Raw genomic sequence first — 21,431 nt, forward strand, 5'->3', positions numbered from 1 at the left:
CTGGGGTCGGCTTCTCTGTTTTAAGAACTCGCCCATGACGACTCACTCCTCTGCTCTTTTGCCCGTCCACGCGTATGTGGGAACTTATGCGCCCAACGGGCAAGGCCTCTATCGCATGGAGCAGCGAGGGGAGGGCGGCGGCCTGAGCCTGCTGGGTCTGGCCACCTCTGAGCGCAATCCGAGTTGGTTGACGCTCAGCGCCGATCAGCGCCGGCTCTATGTCGCCCATGAGCATGAGTTGGGGTCTGAGGGCCAAGGGGCGCTGAGCTGCTATGCCCGAGACCCCGCCACCGGCGATCTGCATTGCCTGAAGACGATGGACAGCGGCGGCGGCCGCCCGGTCTATCTGAGCTTGTCCCCGGATGAAAAGCACTTGTTCGTGGCCAACTACGGCGCGGCCTCGGTGGCGGTGGTGGGTCTTGATGAGCAAGGCTGTTTGACGCAGATCCGTGACGTGCAAACGGCCGCACAGTTTGGCAGCACCAGCTTGGGCCCTCAGCCCGCCGCCCACGCGCCGCCGGGCAGCTTTGCGGTCAGCGACCATGATGGCTCGCATGCCCATATGGCGGCTTTGGATCCGACAGGCCACCACCTGATCAGCACCGATCTGGGCCTCGATCTGCTCGCCGTCTGGGCTTTTGACGCTGAGACCGGCCGTTTGCAGTCGCCGCGCTGCAGCAGCGTCTCACCCGGTGCGGGCCCACGCCACTTTGTGTTTCACCCCCAGCGTCCTGAGCTTTGCTATGTCTTGAATGAAGAGGCCTCGACGCTGGCGAGTTTTCATTTCGACGCCCAGACCGGGCGTTTGCAGCCGCTCGGCGAAGTCAGCAGCTTGCCGCCCGGCTTTGTGGGCACCAGCTTTGCGTCCGGCCTGATGTTTGGCCCCGGCGGGAAACACCTCTACTGCTTGAACCGGCTTTGCGATTCGATTGCCGTGTTTGAGATTGGGGCCGATGGGCTGCCGCAGTGGCGCGGCCAGGAATGGGTACGCGGCTCCTACCCGCGCAGCGCGGCCTTCGACCCGAGGGGCCGCTATCTTTATGTGTGCAATCAGCGCAGTGACCACATTGCCATTTTTGAGTTGCGCGAGGACGGCGGTTTGGTCTTCACCGGGCAATGGGTCGCGGTGGGCAGCCCGGTGGCGATCTGCTTCGCGAGCTGAAGTCGAGCCGAAGTCGAACTGAAGGGCTCAGCGACGCGGCTCTGCTGCAGCGGTCGTCAGTGGCGCCGGAACCGGCGCATGCATCAGCGCAATACTCAGCCAGACGGCCACGCTGAAGTAGGCCGTCATCCAGGTCATCTCGCTTTGCCAATCTTGCAGGCGATGTGACACGGTCCAACGGCCCGACACATCCATCAAGCCTTGTTGCAGGCTCAGGTAGTTGCGTCCGGCGGCTTCATCGGCCAGCCAGCGGCCCCAGTACATGGGCACATCCACCATGAACATAAAGAGCACATAAACCACGCCGCACGCGCACCAAGCCGCCAGCAGCGGGCGCTGCCTGGGGCTCAAGCGCGGCCAGATGGCGATCAGGCTGGCCACCAGCAGCGCGGCGCACAAGCCCCACAGTGACTCTTCCACCACATGGCCGATGTTCGAGGTGGTCAGCACCGAGTACCAAGAAAAAGTCTCGGCCACCGCAATCATCGGCACGATCAACACGGCGGCCTTGCGCCCGACCTGGCTGCCGGTGCTGTGCGAGATCTCGCGCAACATCAGCGCCCATTGGGCGACGAAGCAGAGTTCCGCAAAGGTGGCTACCGAGCGTCCCACCACCACGCTGGACAACCAGCTGTCCAGCATGACCAGGCGCGGCACATCAAACACCGGCAGCGCGGAGCGAAAGGCGCAGCCAAACACATAGCCGGCCGATAGCAGCAACTGCCAGCGGCGCAGGGCAAAAGCTTCTGCCGGCAACTGCGCCTGTCTTCGGTACAGGGCGGCCGAGGACAGCAACCACGCGCTGATATTGAAGACGGCCACTGCGCACAGCAGCGACCACCAGGTGGCTACGCTGATTGTCATCATTTGGTCATATTCGCATGGCATGCATTGAACGCCAAGCGCAATTTGCTGGCGTGTAGCGACGCTTCGGTTTAGAGCCGGGCTAGAGCCGATCTTGAGACAGGCTTAAGCCAATCTTGCGCAAACGCTGAGGCATGGGCGGCGATAGTGGCGGGACCCAAAGACCCTGGCCTGCACCACGCAGGCGGGTCAAGGCGACACACGGCCTTGTGGCCCTCCAGAGACTCCCAAGCCATGGACACATTTGCGCATCAAGGCGGCCCTGATCTTGGGCTGACGAAGGCCTATTTAAAAGACGAGGGGCGAGGTTCCGGCCCGGCGTGGCGGCGTGCGCGCCAGCCGCTGTACATGAACCTGGCGCAGCAGCTGCGCGAGGGCTTGCGCCAGGGGCACTGGCCCGCAAGCCATGCCTTGCCCTCGGAGCGCGAGTTGGCGGACCTCTTGCTGGTCTCGCGTGAAACCGCCCGCAAGGCGATGGATTTGCTGTGCGAACGCGGGTGGCTGCAGCGGGTGCAGGGGTCCGGTACTTTTGCCACGGTGCTTCAGCAGCCGTTCTCGGCTTTGCCTGTGGCGGCTGTGCTGGCGGCTGTGCCCGAGCCGGCTTTGCTGCCGGCCCCGAGTATTCAGCAATTGGGCCGCAGGCGGCGCCTCGCCGATGCGCAAGAGCGTCGGCTCTTTGGCCTCGCTGCAGAGGCCGAAGTCTGGCAAGCCTTGTGCATGGACTGCTCGCCCGCAGGCGCTCCGGAGTTGCGCAGCCGCATCCAGCCAGTGGATACGGCTGGGGAGGTTTGGCCCCAGGTGTTGGCCGAAACCCTGCAAGGCCAAGCCCAGCCACCCCGGCTGATTCGCATTGAAGCCTTGGCGGCCAATGCGCAGCAAGCCCATTACCTGGGTTTGCGCTCCGGCGAGGCGGTGCTGCGCCTCAGCCATGTCCAGACTTCGGCCGATGGCCGGGTCTTGGCGCTGCTGCACAGCGACTGCAAGGGCGCCGAGGCTTGTTTCAGCGTGGAAACGCCGATTCCTTCATAGTCCATCGCCCAGGGCTTGCAAGAAGGCTTGACCTCTTCAGAGCTGCGGGCATGATGCCAAGCATCGATCTTGAGTTCTTGGTGGATGCCCTCTATGCCCAGCTCTCAGCCCTCAAGCCCTGCACCCTTCGCAGCAGCGGCTGCCGAGCCCCAAGTCCGGCGCTTGCACCAGTCCTTGCTGTGGCCGCTTCGGCTGATGCCGGTGGGCGATGCGCCGGGTGCGCCCAGGCGGCCTTGGGAGTTGCTGCCTCCACAAGGCGAGGCCAGCCCCTGGGCCGAATTGGTGGATGAGTACACCGGCGATGCCGCTCGTTTCCACGAGCGCCACTACCAAGAGTTCGTCACCTTCTTGCCCTTTGTGCAGCGATTTCTTTATGGCGATGGGCGGCGCTCCGGGGCCAAGGGCGATGCCAGCGCGGAGTCGGGCATGAAGGTGTTTCGCCGCCATGACCTGAAGCAGCTGCGCGTCTGCTGCCGAGCCGGCGATGTGCCGCTGGTTTTAGACGTCATGCATGTCGATCTGTACTTCTTTTTCGACATCGATGTGGTGCTGCTGAATGTCGAAGTCAGCGCCAGTGATCTGAGCCTGCACCAAGCCCAAGACCTGCTGTACCGGTTGGGCCGCGCCTATCCCTCGGGCTGGGACGCCGCCGGCCTGCCCCTGCACAGCCTGGCCAGTGCTGAGTGGCTGGACGGCGAAGGGCGGGTTTTGGCCGCCTCCGATTCGCTGGAGCGTGAGCGCTACATCGCCCATGTGCATGAGCACCGCGCGCCGCGTATTGCCGAACACTGGGCCTTTGTGCTGCGGCCCTTGGTGGTGGACTATTCCGACGAGCCTGGCCCTTTGCGCTATCGGCAGATCGAGTACTACCGCATGCCGGTGATGGCTTTTCTGGCGCTGGACGAGCCCAAGGCCTTGTCACGCAGCGACTTTGTGCGCCTGGGCTTGGTGACTGCACCGGCCGGTGTTTCTGACAGCGGCGGCCTGCCGTTTGGTGATCAGCATTTGCAGGACTTCGAGGCCAAGTTTTGCTATGACCGTTTCTGGAGCGATGTCGGCCCCGCACCAAATACGCGTTATCTGTGCAGCGGCCACTCGCTGGTGGTGGTAGGTCGTGCCGAGGCCACCTACTTCAGCTGCCGCGACCGTGGCGTGCTGGCGCAGTTTCGGCATCAGCATTTCCTGATCTTTTTGATCGCGCATTTTCAAAAGGCGGCGCTTCTGATGTTCTCTGACCGCTTGGTCGAGGCGCTGCGCCGGCTGAATGTGCAAGACGCCGAGAACGTGCGCCGCTTCAAACGCGCCATACGCTCCAGCTTCGAGGGCTTTTTGCGCTTCTCGCACCGCTACTGGTTTCACGAGGTGGCCGAGCAAGCGCAATCGCGCGCGCTGTTTCGCATGTGTGCCAAGCATCTGGAGCTGGACGGCTTGTATGCCGAGGTCAAAGAACGCATCAGCGATATGAGCAACTACTTGGAGACCGATAGCATCCGCCGTCAGGCCAATACCGTGGTGCGCCTGACGGTGGTGACTATTTTTGGCCTGGTGGGCACCATCACCACCGGTTTTCTGGGCATGAACTTGCTGGCCGAGGCGGACGCGCCCTTGAGCCAGCGCCTGCTCTATTTTGTGGCGGTGTTTGCGGTCACGGTGGCGCTGACGGTCTACACCATGGTCAAGTCCAAACGCCTGTCGGACTTCTTGGACATCTTGTCCGATGAACGCGTCTCCGCCTGGACCAAGCTGCGCGCTTTTGCTGCCGTCTGGCGCCGTGGGCCGGACTGAAAGGCCAGGGGTGAGAAAATCGCCGATTGCTCACCCCAAGTTTGGCCCGCCCCATGTTCACCGATCTGATTCCCGATGCCGCCCCGCCGGTCGCCAAGGCCGATGCCAGCGTGCGCTTTTTGCGCCTGCTGGAGACGGCGCTGGCCAATGGCACATTCAGCCGGCTGCTGCTGAGCAAATACGTCGGGGCCGAGGCGCAGCTGGAGCGGCTGACGCTGCGCGAGGTGAGCTTGCGCGGCGAGCGGCACCTGAGCTTTTTGTGGCGTTATCAAACCCGCGACATCACCAAGAACTTGCCCTTTGCTGAGGCTTTGCAGCAGGTCGGTGGCTTGCTGGGCACGCAGTTCCACAGCGCGCATTTGCAAACCCAGCAGGGCGAAGAAGTGCAGCTGGTGTTCAGCCGCAAGGGCCGCCCCAGCCTGCGCATGGGCAAGGTGGCGCCGGCCGCGCAGCCGGTGGTTGCCGAAGTGGGCCATGACAAAGAAAAGCATCGTTACTTGGAGCTGAGTCGGCCCTTCTGGCTGGACCTGGGCGTGACGCATCAGGTGCGCAGCGCTGGCGAAGAGCGGCCCCAGCTGGTGCCGGCCATGTCGCGCAAGTGGAAGCAGATCAACAAGTTCATCGAGATCTTTGCCGCGGCGATGAAGAGTTCTGGCCTGGTCGACAGCCCCGATGTGCATGTGGCCGATTTCGGCTCCGGCAAGGGCTATCTGACCTTTGCCATGCATGACTGGCTGCGCAGCCAGGGCAAAGATGCGCAGGTCACCGGCGTGGAGCTGCGTGACGATATGGTCAAGCTCTGCGGCGCCGCCGCCGCCAAGCACCAGATGACGGGCTTGCGCTTTGACCAAGGCGATGTGCGCAGCTACACGCCGTTGAGGCTGGACGTCATGATCGCCCTGCATGCTTGCGACATCGCCACCGACTACGCCATTCACTTTGGTCTGCGCGCGGGTGCCAAGGTCATCATGTGCTCGCCTTGCTGCCACAAGCAGTTGCGGCCGCAGATGCAAACGCCCACGCTCTTGCGCCCCTTGCTGCAACACGGCATCCACTTGGGCCAAGAGGCCGAAATGGTGACCGACGGCCTGCGCGCGCTCTTGCTGGAAGCCGAGGGCTATGACACCCAGGTCTTCGAGTTCGTGGCCCTGGAGCACACCAGCAAGAACAAGATGATTCTGGCCGTCAAGCGCAGCCAAGCGGTGTCGGCAGCGCGCCGGGCCGAGCTGCTGGCGCAGATCGACGAGATCAAGCGCTTTTACGGCATTCAGGAACAGGCACTGCAAGCCTTGTTGGCGGCCTAGTCGGCTGAGTGCCTGGGGCCCGGCAAGGCACAATGCGGCGCAACGGTCTGCCGGCCTGCGCACTTCCGCGCGGCACAAACTCAAAGCCCTAGTTAAGGCCCTTTCTTCATGCGAGCGAAGTGATGGATGGATCTGCGCCTCAAGCGCTTGTGCAACTGCTGCAGAAATTGCTGGAAATCCAGTCCTGATGAGACCGGCGGGCGTTGAGGTGCGGCTCGAAGCCGGGCTGCAGGGGCAAACACGGCGGGTCAGTACGTCGTTGCTGGTCTCCTTGCTCGCGCATGCCTTGCTCTTGAGCCTGAGTTTTGGCGGCCAAGGCATGGGCTTGCCGGGCCTGGATTTGCCCTGGCAAAAGCGCCGCTTGGCGGCCGATGACATCCAGGTTCGGCTGCAGCCGGCGCCGCCCAAAGCGCAAGAGGAGGCAGACCCTTCGCCAACTGCCCCGGAGTCTGCTGCGCCGCCCGAGCCGCCCGCCAGCGCAGCGGGCGAGTTGCAAGTTGTCGAACTGAGTGTTGCCAAGGCATTGCCCCGCGTGGTTCCCGCGCGTGCGGCGCTCGGCAAGACCGACGATGTTTTGGTCTCGCCGTCTGCAGATCCATTGCCTGAAGCCCAGTCTGACGCACAGCCTGAGGCGCCTGTGGCGCCCGCCGCCCCGGCCTTGCTGGCCCTGGATCAGCCGGATCTGAATCGCTGGCGTGTGCCCAGCCCGCCCATCACTTCCGCCCCGGCACTGGCCGCCACAGCCAGCAGCCCGAGCGCCTCGATGCCAGACCTCAGCGCAGCTTATGCGCAGGCTTTGAAGGCCGAGAAAGAGGCGCAGCAGCGAGCCGAGGAGAAAGCGCAGGAGGAAGCTCAAAAGCTCGCGCGGGAACAGCGTGAACAAGCCGAACGCCTGGCCTTGCAACTCAAACAAGAGCGCGCCGAGGCCGAGCGGCGAGAGCAAGCGCTTCAGCAAGCCTTGCGGGCAGCGGCGGAACAGAAGCTGGAATTGGCGCGCCAAGAGGCGGCCCAGTTAGAGGCCGCGCGTAGGGAAGCTGCACGTGCCGAAGCTGCTCGATTGGAGGCGGCCCGTCTCGAAGCGCTGCAGCGTCAGGAAGCCGCCAAGCAAGCCGCGCTGCGGCAAGAGCTGGAACGGCAGGCGGCGGCCAAGCAGGAGTTGGCGCGTCTGGAGGCTGCCCGCGTGGAAGAGGCCCGCGCTCAAGCCGAGCGTTTGGACTTGGCTCGCCAAGCGGCGGCCAAGCAGGAGCTGGAACGCGCCGAGGCAGCTCGCCTGGCTGCCGCCAAGCAAGAGGCGGCACGTTTGGAAGCTGCCCGTGCGGAAGCGGCCAAAGTCGAGGCGGCCCGCTTGGCCGCCGTGCAGCAGCAACAGCAACAAGAGGCTGCGCGGCAAGAGGCCGCCCGACAAGAAGCGGCAAAACAAGCAGCCGCTCGCCAAGAGGCGGTGCGACAGGAAGCGGCAAGGCAGGAGGCCGCCCGACAAGAAGCCGCTCGGCAAGAGGCCGCCCGTCAGGAGGCTGCCCGCCAAGAAAAGGCCAAGCATGACGCAGCCCGTGCGCAGCTGGACGCCGAGCGCGCGGAGCAAGACGCGCGTCGCGAAGCGGCCCGCCGTGCCATGGGGCGGCAATTGGACGAAGAAGCGGCCCGCCGTGATGCCGCAGCGGCCGCAGCAGCTCAACAGGCGCCGACACGGCCCTTGGCGTCCCAGGACACAAGGCCGCCACTTCCTTCGGCCAGCAGCCTGCGCCGCGGTCGCTTGTTTGGCCGCAGCGACCCGAATGCCGAGTTGATCCAGTACGCCGAGCTCTGGAGCCGGAAGCTCCAACTGAATCAGACCTTTGACATGGTCCGCGAGGCCGCCAAGAAGCCGCACCGCACGCCGCTGGTGACGGTGGCGGTGCGCAGCGATGGCTCGGTGGAGTCGGTCACTTTTGTGCTGTCCAGCGGTGTGGCCGAGATCGATGAGTCCATTCGTCGCATCATCCAGAGTCAGGCGCCGTATCCGCCCTTCTCGCCGGCCCTAGCGCGTGAATTCGACGTCATCGAGATCCGCCGCAGCTGGGGCTTTGATACGGCGATTCGCTTGTATTGAGGGGTACTTTTTCACTCCGCACTTGCCCGCACTTGCAAAAGGCGAGCAAGTCGAAGAAGCTAGCGCGTCTTTTCCTTGCACCTGCAAAAAGCACGAGGAGCCGCCATGCCTAACTTTGTCACCGGACAGGAAATTTCGACTTCGGAGTCCAATGTTGAAGTCACCGTGACCCCCAGCAGTCCGCTGCCGCCGGGGCGACATAAGTTTCAGCTGGTGGTGGTGGACGACTCCGGCAATCAATCGGAACCGGCGACCGTCGAGATCGTCGTCATCGACGACAAAAAGCCCACCGCCGTCATTGATGCGCCGGCCACCGTGCCCTTTGGCGCTTCATTCAAACTCTCGGGGGCGCGCTCCTCGGATCTGCCGCCAGGCAAGATCGTGCGCTACCAGTGGCTGCGCCTGAGCTGAGGCCTCTGAGTGGTGGAGTCGCTGATATGGACTATGTGGACGGATTCGTGATCGCCGTGCCCGAGGCAAACAAAGAGCGCTATCGCGCTTTTGCTTCCTTGGCCGCGCCTGTCTTCAAGGACCATGGGGCGCTCAGCGTTGTGGAATGTTGGAGCGATGATGTGCCTGAGGGCACGCTGACCTCGTTCACGATGGCAGTTCAACGCAAGCCCGATGAGGCGGTGGTGTTCTCTTGGATCACTTGGCCGTCCAAAGAGGTGCGAGACCGCGGCATGCCGGCCGCGATGCAAGACCCACGCCTGAGCGGCGTCGATCCGAGTCAGCTGCCTTTCGATGGCAAGCGCATGATCTTCGGCGGCTTCAAGGTGCTGCTGCAGGCCTGATCAGGCCCGTGATTCAATTCAGTGAGTTCTCAACACCTGTTTGGAGGAGCCCCGCATGTCCGACTCAGCCCCCGTCAAAGGGCCCGCATCCTATTTCCCGTCGATCGAGAAAAAGTATGGCCAACCGATCGAGCATTGGTTGAGCTTGGTCGCGGGTTTGCAGGGCATGAAGCATATGGAGCGCGTGGCTTGGCTGAAGTCCGAGCATGGCCTCGGGCATGGCCACGCCAATGCCATCGTCGCCCATGTCATGGCGAAGGATGCCTCTTAAGGCGGGCTTGGTCTGGGTTTGAAAAAAAGCCCCCGGCGGAACGAAGTCGGCCGGGGGCTGTGAAAAGCGCGTGACGCTGCCCTGAGGACATGGCCAGCTCGATGCTCAATGATCAGGGCTGACTTGTAGGGCTGCAGCGTGGAAGACGTAGCAAAAACTGACTTGCGCTGGCAGTGCGTGGCGAGGCTTGCCGGTGAGGGCAGGCAGCCTGGGCGCTGTGAAACCTGGGGAAGAGACAGATAGACAGAGACAGACAAAGACAGAGGGAGGCAGAAGCAAAAGCGCTGCTGAACTCTGGTGAGGCCTCAGGCTGCTGGTGCAGAGCCCGGACAAGGCATTCGCGCTTGCGCCAGTCGGGCGGGGTGGCAGTCGAGAGAGGTCTGAGGCCGTGAGTTCATGTTTCACATCTTCGCAGGCCGCGGCGTCTCAAATTCCTCAAGAACCGGGGGCAAATCGCGCCTGATTGTTGGCCGGTTTTCGCCGCCTTTTCTGAGCAATATGTCCGGGAGTTGGCTTCAGCGAGGCTTGCTGTCCAACCAGGCGCGCAACTCAGTGGCATCCGGCGGCCCGACGACGAATCGCGCCGCGGAACCGGGCTTCAGCAGGGCGATATAAGGAGTCATGCCGCGCCACTGCGGGTTGACGGCATAACGCAGCGCGGCCGATTGACCCTCAAAAGCCATCAGACGATCAGCTTTGCGGTAGTGCGGATTGCTCAGCAGCGCCGCGTCATCAGTTCCCGGCTCTTGATCGATCACGACCGCAATGACGGGGACTTTCAAGCGCTGCCTTTGCCGGTTTGCCGCCAAATCTTGCAGAACGCCCGGGCAATGAACGCAATCGGTGCTGGAGAAGACCACGATGGCGGGCTGCTTCAACTGGGCTTGCAGTTGCTGCCATTCCTCGGCGCGAAAAGCTTCCACTTGCTTGGGCGCGGCCTGGGCGGCCAGCGAGAACAGGCTGGCCGCGACTGCGGCCCCAAGCCGGCGAGCCCAAACTCTTTGGCCCGAAGCCCGCGCTTGCCAATGCTTATCAGTGATGCAATGAAATGACATGGGTCTTCTCCGCCGTGCGCCACAGCGCGTAGATTCCGCTGCCGCCCGCCTCACGGCGCTGCAGCAAGCGAGGGTGGTCGTTGTCGGAGGCACTGCTGGCCAGCTCCTTCAGCTCAAAACTTTTGCCGCCATCCTTGGAGAGCCAAGCGCGCAAGCGGTGGAGTCGGCCATCAAAGCTGCGCCAAACGATGGCCAGTTCTTCGCCGTGAGCCGCGAGGTCGGCATGCTCGGCGGCTTCGTCCGGCAAGGCGCGCACCACGCCCTGGGGACGGCCGTCCGGATCCAAACGTCCGTAACGCACTGCGCCCACGCCATCGCGCAGCCCAAACCAAACCGCGTGGTAGCCGCCTCGGGGCTCGTCAGGCACCAGCCCAGGCCCGTGGTGCGGGCAGCCATCGACCGCCCATTGGTCTTGGGTGGCGCGCTGCAGCGTTGGCGCTTCGCCTTGCAACAGGGCAAAAGCATGGTCGCGCTGGTTCGGCTCAAACACATGGCGCCAGAGCGCTGCCATGCCGCCCTCGGGCGTGGGGCTCAGGGCGATGCGGCAGCACTCGCAGCTGTGGTCGGCCAGCTTCAGGTCTGGCCCGAAGCTGGCTCCGCCGTCCTTGGATTCGTTGCGATAAAGGGCCGCGCCCCGGTAGGCTTGTTTGCGAGCCTTGCTGCTTTCGATATCACGCTTGTCGATCCAGACCGTGTGCAGCAGGCCCTGGGCATCAAAGGCGATGCTTTCGAAACGGTGCGTGATCAGTTGCCGGTCAGCATGCACGGTGACGGGCGCCGCAAAAGTCTGGCCGCCGTCAATGGAGCGCAGCAAGCGGATCTCGCCGGTATAGGGCTTGCTGAGCGGCTTGGTGTAGCTGATCACCCCCCAGTTTTTGGGGCCGTAAAAAGCCAGCTTGGGGCGGTTTTCTCCGTCCGCAGACACCGTGTCGGCGCCGATGTCCAAGAGGCGAAGCGCGCCCCAGCTTTGCCCCAGGTCTGCGCTGCTTTGAACGAACAAGCGACCCTGTGCGTCCAGCCCGGTGATCCAAAGATCGCCATTCGGTGCGAAGGCCGCGCCGGTGCCCAGAGCGATTTTCTTAGGCTTGGGAATGGGCTTGGACTCGGCCGGCTTCTCGGCGGCCGCTTGAGGCGCTGCGGCCGAAGCCGTCGTGCTGGCGTGCATGGCGTGCTGGGCCTGCGCTGCGGACAGGCCCAGGCCCATCAGCGCAGCCGTCAGCCAGTTTCGGAGCAGTTGAAGTCTTCGCATGGGCTGGGCCTTTCTCTCAGTAGCTGGCGCGCAGTTCGGTGAACACCGTGCGGCCAGGGTAGGGGTGGGCTTGGTAGCCGCGGCTGTCGAAGGCATTGTCCAGGCCCAGCGCCAATTCCAGCTTGGGGCTGAACTTGTAGCTGGTACGCAGGTCCACAAAGGTGAAGGAAGACACGCCGCCATAGACGTTCGGGTTCACATCGAGGTTATAGGCGTCGTTATAAGCCCGCCCGGAGTAGCGCACCCCCACGCTGCCCATCCAATGTCCGTCGGGCCGGTAGGCTGCCAGCACATTGGCTCGCACCTTGGGCACGCGCAGCCACCATTGGCCCACGCTTTGCGGGTCGCGAGCGTTGGCCACGACCTTGGAGTGCGCGAAGGCGGCGTTGGCGTCCAGGCTCAGGCCCTTGAGGAACAAGTCTTGGGTTTGCCAGACGAATTCCACGCCATAGGTGCGCACACGATCAACGTTAGACACACGGGTCACGTTCGGCAGCACCGAGATGTCGGTCTGGCGCAAGATGCTGTCGCTGACCTCGTCGTGGAATAAAGAGACACGCAGGCGCTGCAGCTCCCAGTCTTGCTCCAGGCTGAACTCCAGTGCGTCTGAGCGTTCGGGCTTCAGGTTCGGGTCGCTCTGGGTTTGCGCGGTGGCGGTGACCGTGCCGTTGTACAGCTCTTCCACATTGGGGAAACGCACACCGCGCCCGTAGCTGGCTTTCAGCAGCGTATCGGGCAGGGCTTGCCAGGCCAGCGAGGCCTTGGGCGAGCTGCCGCTGAGTTTGCGGCTGTCGTAGGGCACGATCTTGTTGAAGCTGCCATCGCCTGTGGATTCACAGCTGAAACCGGCGGCCGGCTTGCAGCTGCTAATGCGCAGCAATTGCTCGCCGTCCATGCTGCGGAACTGCTCTTGGCGCAGACCCAGGGTCAGGGTGAGCTCGTCTTGCAGCTTCCAGGCGTCTTGCACATAGGCGGCAAAGACCTCGGTGCGGCCTCGGTAGCGCTGAGTCAGCACGGTTTCGGTATTGCGCCAGTCGCTGGCCGAGGTGCTGGGGCTGTCCAGCTGGTAGCTGTTGTGATGCAGACCCAGCACCAGGCTGTGGCGGCCCTGACCCCAGTCGCCGGCCACCGGCGTGTAAGCGGCTTGCACTTCAAAAGTGTCCCAGCCGGTGCCGTCGCGGCGCGTCCAGCTGCCGGCGCCGCCAACTTGCGCTTGCGGCTCGGGCATGTTGGCCTGGCGCGCAATGTCTTTCAGGATGCGGTAGTTGGAGTAAACGACCGAGGCGTTCCATCCGGTCGGGCGCTTGCTTTTGAGCGTCAGGCCGGCATGGCGGTGCAGCTCTTCGCGATTGGAGGGGGCAAAGGCCGTGTCGGGGATGACAAAGCGGTTCGTGCCGTCGCTGACCGTGCCGGACCATACGGTGTTGCCTGCCGAGTCACGCAAAAAGGGGCGATTGCTGTTTTGCGTGTCATTGGTCCAAAAGCCCAGCATGGCACTGCCCAGCAGTTCGGGTGTGAAGGCATAGCCGGCCTTCAGCTTGAGGGTGTCTTGCACCGTGTGATCGATGGCGCCGCCGCTGGCGCCAAAGATGGCGCGGGCCTGGCCCTTGGGGTCGAGGTCGTACTGAATGCCGGTGACGCGCTTGTCGCCGGGCTTGGCCGGGTCGAAGCTGCCGGTCTTGGCATTGACGCCGGCGGTGTAGTAATTCATCGGCTGCGAGGTCGAGTCTTGATGGTTCAGCGTGGCGCTGAACCACAGGCCCGAATCCAGCCGGTTGCCCACATAGGCCGAGGCCTGGCCGCCCGCGTAGCGCTCAGACAAGCCGTATTGCGAGAAGCTCTGGCTGTAGCCGGTCAAGCGTGCCGAGGCTTCAAGTTTTGTGGGCTCACGCTCGGTGGTAACCACGGTGGTGCCGATCGAGTTGCCCGGGTAAATGGCCGAGAAGGGACCGTAGAGCATGTCTACCCGAGCGATGGCTTCGGGGGTGATCATGTTCCAGCGCGGGCCGTCAAAGCGGCCCAGGAAGTTGCTGATCAGGTAGCCGTCCACATAGGCCAGGCCGCGGCCCGGCTGCAAGGTGCCAAAGCTGCGGCCGCCGATCATTGAGTTGCGGTCGCCGATATAGCGCTTGCGAATGCTGGTGTTGGGCATGTACTTCAGCGCGTCTTCAGGGTTGAAGAGGTTCTGGTCGCGCAGGTCTTCGGCGGTCTTGCTGACGCTATTGCTGGGCAGGTTGGCGGCCAAGCCCGAACGCAGGGCGACGCCATTGACCAAGACCGGGGCGAGTTGGCCCTCGGTGGCGACGCCCTGGGCCTGGGCTTTTTGTTGAAGGCTGGTCAGGCAGAGCGTGGCGAGGGTCAGCGTGGCCAAGCTCTGGCGCTTGAGGCGAAGGGCAGGAAACGAATTGGTGGAGCGAGAGATTGAATACATGGTCGAACAAGCAGTGCGGCGGCCGCATCGGTGCGCGCAAACAAGCGTGCACGGCGAGGGTCGCGGCATTCAAAAGGGAGAGAGGGGCGGCGCCGCGATGCAGCGTCGCCCAGGCGGGCTTGTCAGACCGAGTGAGGGGGCGCGCGAGATTGCGCCGGGGCCCAGGCATGGCCGGTTCGCGGGGCGCTGTAGAAGCGCTCGGGCATCGCAAACTGCAGGCCGCTCAGCAGCAAGGGCGTTTGCGCTGCGGGCGGTGGAGGGGCCAGGTCTTGCGCATGCAGCGCGCAATAGGGGCAAGTCGAAAACAAACCGTGAACGGCCGCTTCTGAGTCTTGCTCAGCCGCTTGAGTGGCCAGCACCGATTGCGCCGCGCGAGGCGACACCACACTGCTGCGGCACACCTGGCTCCAGGCCACCACATCGCCACGCGCATGCGCCAGCGCCTGCGACAAGGCAGGGGCGAGCGCGGCCAGCAGGAAGGTCACGAGGACCAGCCAGCGGCTTGCAGCAGAGGGACGAAAGGGATGGAGCGCTGAGCTTTGCACGGCGGCGATTCTAGCGAGGCGTTTTGCAAACGCCCTTGATCTGCCTTAATTTGAATTGGCTCAGTGCTTGTGTGCGCCCGTGTCGGCTGCAGGAGAGCCGAGTTGGCGAGCCTCGGCTTGCACCTCGACGGCCGGCAGCTTCTTGCCGGACTTGTCTTCAAACACCAAAGTCAGCGCCACCTTGTCGCCGGCCTTGATGGGGGCCTTCAGGTCCATCAGCATGACATGAAAGCCGCCGGGCTTGAGCTCCACGGTTTGGCCGGCCGGCAGGTCCAGACCTTGAATGGCGCGCATCTTCATGACCGAGCCTTCCATCGCCATCTCATGCACCTCGGTCACGTTCGCGACGCTAGCGCGCACTTCTACCAAGCGGGCATCGCTCTTGGACTTCAGCTGCAGAAAAGCGCCGGTGGCTTTTTGCTGGGCGACGGTGGCACGCACCCAGGGCTGAGTCACTTCGACCTGGGCCGAGGCTTGGAAGGCTGCAAACAGCAGGGCGCTGCAGATGAGAGCTTTGTTCATGGGATCCCTCTTAGAAAACACTTGTTGAGCGGCTCAGTGACAGCATGGAGGCGCTTTGGCCGAAGATTCTAGGGGAGCGCTTTTCAAGCCCAAGTTGCAGCACCCGCCTCGCTATGTTTCTTTGACGCCAGGGCTTGCAGTCCGTAGCGACTCAGCGCCAATTGCCAGTCAGCGTCTTGCGGCATGTCTCGGGCTGCCGTGAGCACCAAGTCGCGCCAAGCTTGGGGCAAGTCAGGCGAGATCAAAAAGCGCCGCTGGAAGTTGTTGCGAGGCTGCTCCGCAACATAGACCTGCTCGTCAAAAGACTCGATCTGTTGGCGCCACCAAGGCAGGCCACTGCGAGAAAGAAACACCACATCCACGCGGCCGCGCAGCAGCTTTTGCAAGTTGCTTTGGGTCGTCGGGGCATCTTCTCTTTGCATCAAATCGGCCGCGATCATGGGCTCGACTTCTGCGTAGACATGGCCCGCGACACCTCCGAGCTTGAAGCCTTTGAGGGAGCTGGTGCCTTGATACAGCACGGGCTTCTTTTTCAATGAGAGCACCAGATCGCCGTCTTCCATCACGGGAGCGCTCCAGACATAACGCTGCATGGAGACGTCGCCAAAAAAGCTCGGGCTGACCCAGGGCACCAGACCTATCCAGCCCGGGTGACTCATTTCAAGATCGAGTCGTTTTCGGGGCAGCAACTGGACGCGAAACGGCCCCATGCCAGGCGGCAGCCTCGCGCTCATCCATTGCGCCCAGTCTTGCGTCAGCCCCTGGCCAGGCGAGGTCACAAAAGGTGGGTAGTCGTAGTGACTGAACAGCAGTCCAGCTTTCAGAAACTCCTGGGCGGGCATCGGCTCCCGGACCACCGAGCTCGCCTGAGGCTTGCCGCAAGCGGCGCCAAGAGTCAGCGCGAGCGCGAACTGGCGTCGGGTGCTCATGGTTTGGCGCTTGGACTCAGCAGCTCCAGCAGCGTGCGCGCCACCACCTTGGTGGCACCTCGCAAATCGGCCAGGTTCAGATGCTCGTCAGCGCGCTTGGCATTGCTCTCCAGCACGGTGCGCGGGCCGGCGCCGTAGATGGCGGCGGGGATGCCGTGCTCGCCGTAGAGGCGCACATCGGTGTAGAGCGGTGTGCCTGAGGTTGGGATGGGCTCGCCCAACACCGCCTCGCCATGGCGCTGCAAGGCTTGCACCAAGGCCTGGTTGCCGGGCAGAGGCTGCAACGCATGGGCCAGCAGCAGGCGTTTGATGTCCACGCTCAAGCCCGGCACCAGGGCTGCGGTGTCGCGGATCAGCTTGCGCAGATTGGCTTCCACCGCGACCGGGTCTTCCTCGGGGATCATGCGGCGGTCCAGTTTGAAGCTGACCTTGCCCGGCACCACATTGGTGTTGCTGCCGCCTTCGATGCGGCCCACATTCAGATAGGGGTGGGTGATGCCCTCGACCTGGGAGCTCACTTTTTTGTACAGCGTGTTCTGCGCATAGAGCGCGTTCAGAATCGCCACCGCGCCCTGCAAGGCGTCCACGCCGGTGTCGGGAATGGCGGCGTGCGCGGCGCGGCCATGCACCGTCACTTCCATCTGCAAACAGCCGTTGTGAGCGGTGACGACCTGGTAGCTGAAGCCGGCGGCGATCAAGAGGTCGGGTCGGGTCAGGCCCTGTTTGAGCAGCCAGCCGGGGCCGAGTTCGCCGCCAAATTCTTCGTCATAAGTGAAGTGCAACTCCACCCCGCCGCGCAGCGGCAGGCCCAGGGCTTCGAGCGCGCGCAGCGCAAAGGTGTAGCTGGCGAAATCACTCTTGCTGACGGCGGCAGCGCGGCCGTAAAGCTTGCCGCTTTGTAGACCGCCCTCGATATGGCCGCTGTAGGGGCCATGGGTCCAGCCCTCGCCGGGTGGCACCACATCGCCATGCGCGTTCAGCGCAATCACCGGCCCGGTGTCTGAGTAATGCCGGCGCACGATCAAATTGGTGATGGAGGCCAGACCAAAGGCCTGCACTTGCTCGGCAGGAACCGGGTGGCGCTCGACGGGCAGGCCCATGGCGGTCAAGAGCTCGGCGGTGCGCTCGGCGTGCGGTGCGTTATTGCCAGGCGGGGTGTCGGTGGGCACCTGCACCAGCGCCTGCAAATAGCGCACTTCTTCATCAAAGTGTGCGTCGATCCAGGCGTCTAGTTTTTCGAATGAGTCGGTCATGAAGAGAGTTCCTCCGCCAAATGGTTCAACAGGGCTTGAAAGGCGCGCACGCTCAAATCAGCGTCATCGTTGCTGATGCTTTCCAGCGGGTTGTGACTGATGCCGCTATTGCCGCCGCGCACAAAAAGCATGGCTTGCGTCATCAGATCATGCAGCTTCATCGCATCATGGCCGGCGCCGGAAGGCAGTTGGTGCAGGGGCAGGCCGAGGCTGGCCACGGCGGCCTCCCAGCGCGCTTGCCAGCGCGCATCGCTGGGCGCGGCCTTGGCGGCCATGGTGGGGGTGAGGCTCCAACGCAGGCCGCGGCGCTGGCAGATGCGGGCCAGCTCGGCGCGCACATCGCCGTCCAGCGCATCGCGGGCCGCGTTGCTGCTGGCGCGCAGATCCAGGCTGAACTGGCAGCGGCCGGGGATCACATTGATGGAGCCTTGCGGCACCTGCAATTGGCCCACCGTGCCTACGGTCACCGCGCCTGTGCTGTCTTGCTCGGCTGCCCGCTGTTCCACGTAGAGCAGCAGCTCGGCCACGGCGGCCGCCGCGTCTTGGCGCTGGCCCATGGGCGTGGTGCCGGCGTGGGCGGCCTGGCCGATCACCTCGCCCAGATAGCGCACGCTGCCATTGATGGAGGTGACGATGCCCAGCGGCAGGTCCAGAGCCTGCAGCACCGGGCCTTGTTCGATATGCACTTCAACAAAGCCGAGATAGTGGGCCGGGTCACGCGCCAGCGCCTGGATGGCCGCCATCTCGCCCGGCAGGCCGGCGCTTCGCATCGCCTCCCGCATGGCGATGCCTTGCTCATCCATTTCGTCCAGCCAGGCCGGGTCGAAGCTGCCGGTCAAGGCGCTGGAGCCCAAGAAAGTGGCTTTGTAGCGCTGGCCTTCTTCCTCGGCAAAAGCCACCACCTCAATCGCAAAGGGCAGGCGCTGCCCGGCCAAGCTCAGCTCGCGCACGCAGGCCATGGGCACCAGCACGCCCAGGCGCCCGTCATACTTGCCGGCGTGGCGCACGGTGTCGTAGTGCGAGCCGGTCAGCAAACTGGGCGCCTTGTCGGAGTGGCCCTCAAAACGTCCCACCACATTGCCCACCGCATCGATAGACACCTCGTCAAAGCCGCAGTCCTTGAGCATCCATTCGCGCAGCTGGGCGGCGCAAGCTTGGTGGGCGGGCGTCAGATAGGTGACGGTGAGTTCGCCCTGCTCTTGATAGCCGGGGTCGGAATGCTGGGCCAGGGCTTCGGCCCAATCCCAGACTAAATTTCCCAGATCGGGCGAGACGCCAAACTTGTCATTCAAGCGGATCTCGGCAATGCGGTGAATCTGGCGCAGGCATTCGCCCAACTCTTGCTCGGGGCTGTCTTGCAGGCGGCGCGCAAAGGCTTCGATGATTTGGCTACGGCTCAAGCCCAGGCCGCGCGGGCCGCGCACCGCCAGGATGAAGGGCCAGCCGAAATGCGCGCTGTAGTCGGCATTGAGCTGCTGCAGCCGGGCGAACTCTTCGGGCGTGCAGTGGGTCAGCCCGGCGCGGCCTTGCTCGTCGCTGGACTCGGCCGTCAAGGCCTGGGCCACCATGGCCTTGCCGGCCAGCTCGGGGTGGGCGCGTATCAGCTGCAGTTGCTCCTCTCGGCTGGCCTCTCGCACCACCTGAGCCAAGCCATGCTTGAGCTGGGCCAGGCTTTGAAACGGCCGCGCGGCAGCGGCGCGCTCGGCGATCCAGGGTGAATGCTCATAGGTGCCGGCCAGCAGCTCGGTGAACTGCGCGGGCGTGGCCGCATTCAAGGCACTCAAACTCAAAGTCATCGTCATGCTCATTCCCAGATGAAGGCGCGTGAAGCGTCAAAGGGATGAACGCTGCGCCAGTGGCGCGCGATGTCCACCCGGCGGCAAATCCAAACTCGCTCGTGCTTCTCGACATGATCAAGAAAGCGCTGCAGCGCGCGCATGCGCCCGGGTCGGCCCAGCAGGCGGCAATGCATGCCCACGCTCATCATCTTGGGCGCCTCATCGCCTTCTTTGTAGAGCACATCAAAGCTGTCGCGCAGGTACTCAAAAAACTCGTCGCCCTGCGAAAAGCCTTGCGGCAGGGCAAAGCGCATGTCATTGCAGTCCAGCGTGTAGGGCACGACCAGATGGGGGCTGAGCGCGCCATCGGTCTTGCGCACCTGCAGCCAGAAGGGCAGGTCGTCGCCGTAGTAGTCGCTGTCGTACTCAAAGCCGCCGTAGTCGGCCACCAGGCGGCGGGTGTTGGGGCTGTCGCGGCCGGTGTACCAGCCGGAGGGGCGCTCACCCGTCAGGCGCTGCAGCACATCCATGCCCTCGTTCATATGCTGGCGCTCGGTGGCTTCGTCCACGCCCTGGTAGCTGATCCAGCGCCAACCGTGGCAGGCGATTTCATGGTTCATCTGCACCAGAGCCTGGCAGAGCTCGGGGTGGCGTTGCAAGGCCATGGCCACACCAAACACGGTGAGCGGCAGACCGCGCCCTTCGAACTCGCGCAGCAAGCGCCAGACGCCGGCCCGCGAGCCGTACTCGTAAATGCTCTCCATGCTCAGATGCCGCGCGGCAAAGGCTGGCGGGTTGGCCATCTCCGAGAGGAACTGCTCCGAGCCGGCGTCGCCATGCAGCACCGAGTTTTCGCCGCCTTCTTCATAGTTCAGCACAAACTGCAGTGCGATGCGGGCCTGGCCCGGCCACTGGGCATGAGGCGGATGCTCCCCATAGCCAATCAGGTCGCGCGGGTAGCGATGTGGGGTCGGGCTTTGTCGCATGGCGGGCAGCAAACAGTGGCGAGAGTTTTCTTGCCTACACTTTGCCTCAAATCTTGACCCCTTTGACATTGAGAGCAAGCAAGCCATGAGCACAGCAGCAAACACCGATACGGCCAGCGCCCCAGGTTGGCTCAGCACCCATGTGCTGGACACCATGCAAGGCCAGCCCGCCGCAGGCATGGGGGTGCGCCTGTATCGACTGCAGGGCGAGGGTCAGGTCTTGCTCTTGAAGTCGCTTGTGCTGAACGCCGATGGCCGCGCTGATGCGCCTTTGCTGGCGGGCGCGGAGTTCTTGCCTGGCCGCTACCGCCTGGTGTTTGCTGTGGCCGAGTACTTCAGGCGCCAGCCTGGGGTGGTCTTGCCCGAGCCGCCTTTTCTGGATGAGGTGCCGCTGGACTTTGGGCTGGCGGATGCCGCCGCTCACTACCATGTGCCGCTGCTGACCAGCCCCTGGAGCTATTCGACCTACCGTGGCAGCTGAGCGGAGCTTGAGAGTCGATATGGGAGCTTCATCCTTCTTCGCCTTGCACAGCGATCTGGATCGGCTGCAGTCGGCGCTGCAGCAACACAGCTTGGTTTTGGTCACGGTGATGCTGGTGAAGGGCAGCGTGCCGCGCGGGCCGGGGACTTGGATGGCCGTGGGGGGCGAGGGCTCAGTGGCGCCCTTGATTGCGACCATCGGCGGCGGCCAGTTGGAGTTCGAGGCGATTGCGAAAGCGCGGCAGCTTCTACAAGCGGGGCGCTTCGCTGACGCTGTGCTCAGCGAACATGCTTTGGGTCCCAGCTTGGGTCAATGCTGTGGTGGCACTGTGGCGCTGCGTTATGAATGGCTGGAAGTCAGCGACAGCGCCGGCTTGGCCGAACGTCTGGGTTCAGCGGAGCCTCCGCCCATGTCGGTGGCTTTGTTCGGTGGCGGCCATGTGGGGCAGGCCCTGGCGAGGGTCTTGGCGAGGCTGCCGGTGCAGCTGCACTGGATCGACAGCCGCGACGAAGTCTTCCCCAGCGGCTTGCCTGAATCCATCAAAGCCGAGCATTCCGAGCCAGTGCAAGGTGCGGCGCGTGATTTGTTGCCGGGCTCCAGCGTCTTGATCATGAGCTTCAGTCATGCGGAGGACCTGGCCATCGTGCGTGCTTGCCTGGAGCGGCGGCGCGAACGCAATGACCTGCCCTTCATCGGCCTGATCGGCAGCAAGAGCAAATGGGCCAGCTTCCGCGCCCGGCTGCGCGAACGAGGCTTTAGCGAAGCCGAGCTGGACGGCGTTTGTTGCCCGATTGGTTTGCCCGGCATTGCCGGCAAGCAACCCGAGGTGATTGCGGTGGCGGTGGCGGCGCAGCTGCTGCTGCAAGCCAGCGCCGCGCCACCGTCAATGCCAGAGGCGTCTTGA

Annotated in this window: 20 protein-coding genes; 10 read left to right on the forward strand and 10 right to left on the reverse strand. The window is 63.9% G+C overall.

Translation table 11 applies throughout. The features are described from left to right. Positions 1-34: 34 nt before the first annotated feature. Positions 35-1,162 (forward strand): lactonase family protein, encoded by a 1,128-nt coding sequence (locus tag LNV06_RS21295; RefSeq protein WP_263540321.1) that lies wholly within the window; start codon positions 35-37, stop codon positions 1,160-1,162. Between the two features lie 27 nt (positions 1,163-1,189). On the opposite strand, the gene LNV06_RS21300 is transcribed toward LNV06_RS21295, so the two are convergent. Then, positions 1,190-2,026, reverse strand: coding sequence for a hypothetical protein (locus tag LNV06_RS21300; RefSeq protein ID WP_263540322.1), 837 nt, complete (start codon positions 2,024-2,026; stop codon positions 1,190-1,192). Between the two features lie 234 nt (positions 2,027-2,260). Between LNV06_RS21300 and LNV06_RS21305 the strand changes: the two genes are divergently transcribed. The 7 genes from LNV06_RS21305 to LNV06_RS21335 all read left to right on the forward strand — a co-directional run bounded on the left by LNV06_RS21305 (position 2,261) and on the right by LNV06_RS21335 (position 9,298). Beyond that, on the forward strand, positions 2,261-3,055 hold the full coding sequence (locus LNV06_RS21305) for a GntR family transcriptional regulator (RefSeq protein ID WP_263540323.1): 795 nt from the start codon (positions 2,261-2,263) through the stop codon (positions 3,053-3,055). Between the two features lie 93 nt (positions 3,056-3,148). Continuing rightward, positions 3,149-4,840, forward strand: coding sequence for a magnesium transporter CorA family protein (locus tag LNV06_RS21310; RefSeq protein ID WP_263540324.1), 1,692 nt, complete (start codon positions 3,149-3,151; stop codon positions 4,838-4,840). Positions 4,841-4,893: 53 nt separating this feature from the next. Further along, on the forward strand, positions 4,894-6,144 hold the full coding sequence (locus LNV06_RS21315) for a class I SAM-dependent methyltransferase (RefSeq protein WP_263540325.1): 1,251 nt from the start codon (positions 4,894-4,896) through the stop codon (positions 6,142-6,144). A gap of 187 nt (positions 6,145-6,331) precedes the next feature. Further along, on the forward strand, positions 6,332-8,233 hold the full coding sequence (locus LNV06_RS21320; RefSeq protein ID WP_263540326.1) for a TonB C-terminal domain-containing protein: 1,902 nt from the start codon (positions 6,332-6,334) through the stop codon (positions 8,231-8,233). 105 nt (positions 8,234-8,338) lie between these two features. Beyond that, a complete protein-coding gene (locus tag LNV06_RS21325) occupies positions 8,339-8,644 on the forward strand; it encodes a hypothetical protein (protein ID WP_263540327.1) in 306 nt (101 codons plus the stop codon). Positions 8,645-8,670: 26 nt separating this feature from the next. Continuing rightward, complete coding sequence (locus tag LNV06_RS21330) at positions 8,671-9,027, forward strand: DUF1428 domain-containing protein (RefSeq protein WP_263540328.1); 357 nt, start codon at positions 8,671-8,673, stop codon at positions 9,025-9,027. 55 nt (positions 9,028-9,082) lie between these two features. Beyond that, positions 9,083-9,298 (forward strand): DUF4287 domain-containing protein, encoded by a 216-nt coding sequence (locus LNV06_RS21335; RefSeq protein WP_263540329.1) that lies wholly within the window; start codon positions 9,083-9,085, stop codon positions 9,296-9,298. Between the two features lie 515 nt (positions 9,299-9,813). Here LNV06_RS21335 and LNV06_RS21340 read toward each other — a convergent pair. From LNV06_RS21340 to puuE, 9 genes are all read right to left on the reverse strand, one after another. Further along, the gene (locus tag LNV06_RS21340) at positions 9,814-10,353 is read right to left on the reverse strand and encodes a thioredoxin family protein (RefSeq protein ID WP_263540330.1); all 540 of its coding nucleotides are present in this window, start codon (positions 10,351-10,353) and stop codon (positions 9,814-9,816) included. Next, entirely contained in the window at positions 10,331-11,602 is a 1,272-nt protein-coding gene (locus tag LNV06_RS21345) for a hypothetical protein (RefSeq protein WP_263540331.1), read from the reverse strand. Before LNV06_RS21345 ends, LNV06_RS21340 begins: the two co-directional genes overlap by 23 nt. A gap of 16 nt (positions 11,603-11,618) precedes the next feature. After that, positions 11,619-14,033, reverse strand: a complete 2,415-nt coding sequence (locus LNV06_RS21350) for a TonB-dependent receptor (RefSeq protein WP_263540332.1) — start codon at positions 14,031-14,033, stop codon at positions 11,619-11,621. 122 nt (positions 14,034-14,155) lie between these two features. Further along, entirely contained in the window at positions 14,156-14,578 is a 423-nt protein-coding gene (locus tag LNV06_RS21355; protein WP_411970146.1) for a DUF2946 family protein, read from the reverse strand. Between the two features lie 60 nt (positions 14,579-14,638). Next, a complete protein-coding gene (locus LNV06_RS21360; protein ID WP_263540334.1) occupies positions 14,639-15,100 on the reverse strand; it encodes a copper chaperone PCu(A)C in 462 nt (153 codons plus the stop codon). Between the two features lie 83 nt (positions 15,101-15,183). Continuing rightward, complete coding sequence (locus tag LNV06_RS21365) at positions 15,184-16,029, reverse strand: transporter substrate-binding domain-containing protein (RefSeq protein ID WP_263540335.1); 846 nt, start codon at positions 16,027-16,029, stop codon at positions 15,184-15,186. After that, positions 16,026-17,282 carry a M20 family metallopeptidase gene (locus LNV06_RS21370; RefSeq protein ID WP_263540336.1) on the reverse strand — a complete coding sequence of 419 codons (1,257 nt, stop codon included), beginning with the start codon at positions 17,280-17,282 and terminating at the stop codon, positions 16,026-16,028. Before LNV06_RS21370 ends, LNV06_RS21365 begins: the two co-directional genes overlap by 4 nt. Next, entirely contained in the window at positions 17,279-19,078 is a 1,800-nt protein-coding gene (gene uraD / locus LNV06_RS21375; protein WP_263540545.1) for a 2-oxo-4-hydroxy-4-carboxy-5-ureidoimidazoline decarboxylase, read from the reverse strand. The genes LNV06_RS21370 and uraD overlap by 4 nt, the downstream gene beginning before the upstream one ends. A gap of 8 nt (positions 19,079-19,086) precedes the next feature. Further along, on the reverse strand, positions 19,087-20,046 hold the full coding sequence (puuE, locus tag LNV06_RS21380) for an allantoinase PuuE (RefSeq protein WP_263540337.1): 960 nt from the start codon (positions 20,044-20,046) through the stop codon (positions 19,087-19,089). 85 nt (positions 20,047-20,131) lie between these two features. Between puuE and uraH the strand changes: the two genes are divergently transcribed. Continuing rightward, positions 20,132-20,527: a hydroxyisourate hydrolase gene (gene uraH, locus LNV06_RS21385; protein WP_263540338.1), complete on the forward strand. Its 396-nt coding sequence runs from the start codon at positions 20,132-20,134 to the stop codon at positions 20,525-20,527. Between the two features lie 19 nt (positions 20,528-20,546). Then, positions 20,547-21,431: a xanthine dehydrogenase accessory protein XdhC gene (gene xdhC, locus LNV06_RS21390; RefSeq protein WP_263540339.1), complete on the forward strand. Its 885-nt coding sequence runs from the start codon at positions 20,547-20,549 to the stop codon at positions 21,429-21,431.

Origin of the sequence: Paucibacter sp. Y2R2-4, from assembly GCF_025717535.1 — a bacterium.
Classification (GTDB): domain Bacteria; phylum Pseudomonadota; class Gammaproteobacteria; order Burkholderiales; family Burkholderiaceae_C; genus Paucibacter_A.

What these genes read in the sequence shown, in the direction of transcription:
- LNV06_RS21295 (WP_263540321.1), top strand. Translation starts at nt 35, where the DNA reads ATGACGACTCACTCCTCTGCTCTTTTGCCCGTCCACGCGTATGTGGGA.
- LNV06_RS21300 (WP_263540322.1), bottom strand. Translation starts at nt 2,026, where the DNA reads ATGACAATCAGCGTAGCCACCTGGTGGTCGCTGCTGTGCGCAGTGGCC.
- LNV06_RS21305 (WP_263540323.1), top strand. Translation starts at nt 2,261, where the DNA reads ATGGACACATTTGCGCATCAAGGCGGCCCTGATCTTGGGCTGACGAAG.
- LNV06_RS21310 (WP_263540324.1), top strand. Translation starts at nt 3,149, where the DNA reads ATGCCCAGCTCTCAGCCCTCAAGCCCTGCACCCTTCGCAGCAGCGGCT.
- LNV06_RS21315 (WP_263540325.1), top strand. Translation starts at nt 4,894, where the DNA reads ATGTTCACCGATCTGATTCCCGATGCCGCCCCGCCGGTCGCCAAGGCC.
- LNV06_RS21320 (WP_263540326.1), top strand. Translation starts at nt 6,332, where the DNA reads ATGAGACCGGCGGGCGTTGAGGTGCGGCTCGAAGCCGGGCTGCAGGGG.
- LNV06_RS21325 (WP_263540327.1), top strand. Translation starts at nt 8,339, where the DNA reads ATGCCTAACTTTGTCACCGGACAGGAAATTTCGACTTCGGAGTCCAAT.
- LNV06_RS21330 (WP_263540328.1), top strand. Translation starts at nt 8,671, where the DNA reads ATGGACTATGTGGACGGATTCGTGATCGCCGTGCCCGAGGCAAACAAA.
- LNV06_RS21335 (WP_263540329.1), top strand. Translation starts at nt 9,083, where the DNA reads ATGTCCGACTCAGCCCCCGTCAAAGGGCCCGCATCCTATTTCCCGTCG.
- LNV06_RS21340 (WP_263540330.1), bottom strand. Translation starts at nt 10,353, where the DNA reads ATGTCATTTCATTGCATCACTGATAAGCATTGGCAAGCGCGGGCTTCG.
- LNV06_RS21345 (WP_263540331.1), bottom strand. Translation starts at nt 11,602, where the DNA reads ATGCGAAGACTTCAACTGCTCCGAAACTGGCTGACGGCTGCGCTGATG.
- LNV06_RS21350 (WP_263540332.1), bottom strand. Translation starts at nt 14,033, where the DNA reads ATGTATTCAATCTCTCGCTCCACCAATTCGTTTCCTGCCCTTCGCCTC.
- LNV06_RS21360 (WP_263540334.1), bottom strand. Translation starts at nt 15,100, where the DNA reads ATGAACAAAGCTCTCATCTGCAGCGCCCTGCTGTTTGCAGCCTTCCAA.
- LNV06_RS21365 (WP_263540335.1), bottom strand. Translation starts at nt 16,029, where the DNA reads ATGAGCACCCGACGCCAGTTCGCGCTCGCGCTGACTCTTGGCGCCGCT.
- LNV06_RS21370 (WP_263540336.1), bottom strand. Translation starts at nt 17,282, where the DNA reads ATGACCGACTCATTCGAAAAACTAGACGCCTGGATCGACGCACACTTT.
- uraD (WP_263540545.1), bottom strand. Translation starts at nt 19,078, where the DNA reads ATGACTTTGAGTTTGAGTGCCTTGAATGCGGCCACGCCCGCGCAGTTC.
- puuE (WP_263540337.1), bottom strand. Translation starts at nt 20,046, where the DNA reads ATGCGACAAAGCCCGACCCCACATCGCTACCCGCGCGACCTGATTGGC.
- uraH (WP_263540338.1), top strand. Translation starts at nt 20,132, where the DNA reads ATGAGCACAGCAGCAAACACCGATACGGCCAGCGCCCCAGGTTGGCTC.
- xdhC (WP_263540339.1), top strand. Translation starts at nt 20,547, where the DNA reads ATGGGAGCTTCATCCTTCTTCGCCTTGCACAGCGATCTGGATCGGCTG.